The 1,962-nt window shown below is 64.5% G+C and carries 3 protein-coding genes and 1 pseudogene; 2 read left to right on the forward strand and 2 right to left on the reverse strand.

The genetic code is table 11. The annotated features are described in order from the left end of the window. Both AC1DSN_RS21930 and AC1DSN_RS21935 read right to left on the reverse strand, forming a co-directional pair. Positions 1 to 602, reverse strand: a 602-nt coding sequence (locus tag AC1DSN_RS21930; protein ID WP_477332894.1) for a TolB family protein, incomplete at its 3' end; no start/stop codon positions are given. 200 nt (positions 603 to 802) lie between these two features. Further along, on the reverse strand, positions 803 to 1,102 hold the full coding sequence (locus AC1DSN_RS21935; RefSeq protein WP_213946903.1) for a GNAT family N-acetyltransferase: 300 nt from the start codon (positions 1,100 to 1,102) through the stop codon (positions 803 to 805). 39 nt (positions 1,103 to 1,141) lie between these two features. On the opposite strand from AC1DSN_RS21935, the gene AC1DSN_RS21940 reads away from it, so the two are divergent. Continuing rightward, positions 1,142 to 1,648, forward strand: coding sequence for an OsmC family protein (locus AC1DSN_RS21940; RefSeq protein WP_477332896.1), 507 nt, complete (start codon positions 1,142 to 1,144; stop codon positions 1,646 to 1,648). Between the two features lie 60 nt (positions 1,649 to 1,708). Continuing rightward, positions 1,709 to 1,962: pseudogene (locus AC1DSN_RS21945) on the forward strand (hypothetical protein); the annotation flags it as partial.

A 1,962-nucleotide genomic window follows, 5' to 3' on the forward strand; every position in this document is an offset into this window, starting at 1 on the left:
ACTGCACCCCCGGTCGCTTCGACCATGGCAACCTGCTGGATCTCKATGCCTTCGACGCCGACTTCGCCGGTCTGCACCTTGGCCGCGGCGGTGGCGCTGGCCCGGCGCGTCGCATTGGGGACATAAAGGAAAGCGAGCGCCTTGCCGTCCGGACGCCACTCGAGGCCGTCGATGTAACCGGTCAGGTGGGTCAGGCGCTGCGGCGCGGCCTTGCCGGCGATGTCGACCACGTTGATATCGTTCTGCTTGCCCTCTTCCACACCCGGCGCCTTGCCGGCGCAGTCGGAGAGGAAGGCCAGGTGCCGGGAATCAGGCGCCCATGCCACGGAGATCTCACTGCAGCCCTTCGAGGCGGTGATCCGGTGTGCATTGCGGCCGTCGGCATCGGCCACTTCGACGACGGGCTTGCCGTTGGTCTTCACGGCCCAGGCCAGGTGCTTGCCATCGGGCGAGAAGGCGACGGATTCGACGGTGCGGACCTTGCCCAGCGAGTCGAGGATTGCGGCGATACGCGGGTCATCCGCGGTCTTCGCGACGGTGTCGGCCTGGGCAGCGCCCACACAGGCAAGCGCCACGGCGGCGGCAATCCACTTCGTTCGCATAGGTGACCCTGAAATATGAATGGGGAGCGCKAAAACTAGCACGTCCGTTCAGGTTGCGGCGAGCTTGGTGAAGAGCTCGCCGATGAATCGGCTCCTACCAAGCCAGAGCTGGCCTCGCCCCGCTCGGTAGGAGCCGATTCATCGGCGAACGCCGCGGCAGCGGCCCACGGCCCCGCTTCAGCGGCGATAGCCCGATCACCTCAGCCCGCAGGCACCAGCAGATGCGCGTACTCCGGATTCCGCTTGAACCACGCCTCGGCGTAAGCGCACGCCGGGTCGATCTTCCAGTGCTGCTTCTGCGCCGTCTCGACGGCGTATTTCGTCAGCAGCGCCGCGATGCCGCGGCCACCTACCGGCGAGGGCACCCCGGTATGCGTAATGCTCATGATCTTGCCCTGCAGCCGGTATTCCAGCTCACAGTCGTAACCGTCCACCTTGGCCACGAACAGCTGGTTCGCGGTGTCGTGACTGATCTCAAGCGGTTTTGGCGTTTCGCTCATCGTTCTCTCCAATCAAGCCAGGCCGACCCTTCGCATTATGTGGATGCACCGGCCGGTAACGTTCGAGGATCAGCATGCACGTGTTCCGACCGGCATTCCATCACCAGCGAGGAGAGCATCATGCAAAAGTGGGGATCAGCAGTATGGCAAGGCGGGATCAAGGACGGCCAAGGCGTCATTTCGAGCCAGACCGGCGTTCTTAAGGAAGCCCCGTACGGATTCAAGTCGCGCTTCGAGGACGGCCCCGGCACCAATCCCGAGKAACTGCTCGGCGCGGCGCACGCGGGCTGCTTCAGCATGGCCCTGTCCGGATTGCTCAATGCCGCCGGCCTGACCGCCGACAAGATCGAGACCAAGTCGACGATCACCCTGGAAAAGGACGGCGACGGCTTCACGATCACCAAGGCCCACCTGACCGTGAAGGCGAAGGTGCCCGGTACCGACCAGGCGGGCTTTGAAGCGATCGCCAAACAGGCCGAGCAAGGCTGTCCGGTATCGAAAGTTCTGAAGGCTGCCATCACGATGGACGCGACGCTGGAAGCGTAAACTGCCCGCGCCGCCGGCTATGCCGGTGGCGCTCCCAGGTCGCCAAGGACACCATCGCACGTGCTGATTATTCACGAACACGGGAATCTCACCGGCCCCGTCCAGTGGACCGCTGGGATGGGCAAGCCGAACGCCCCGATCTGGGTCGACCTGTTCGACCCCAACGAAGACGAACGCCGCTGCGCCACCGAGATCACCGGACTGCGCGTGCCCGAGCGTAGCGACATCGTGAACCTGGCCCTGTCCAGCCGTATCCGTACGGACGACGACGCCATGTACCTGTCCATCCCCTATTTCGCCGACACCGACAACGG

Source organism: Luteibacter sp. P4_D7_3, from assembly GCF_056401735.1.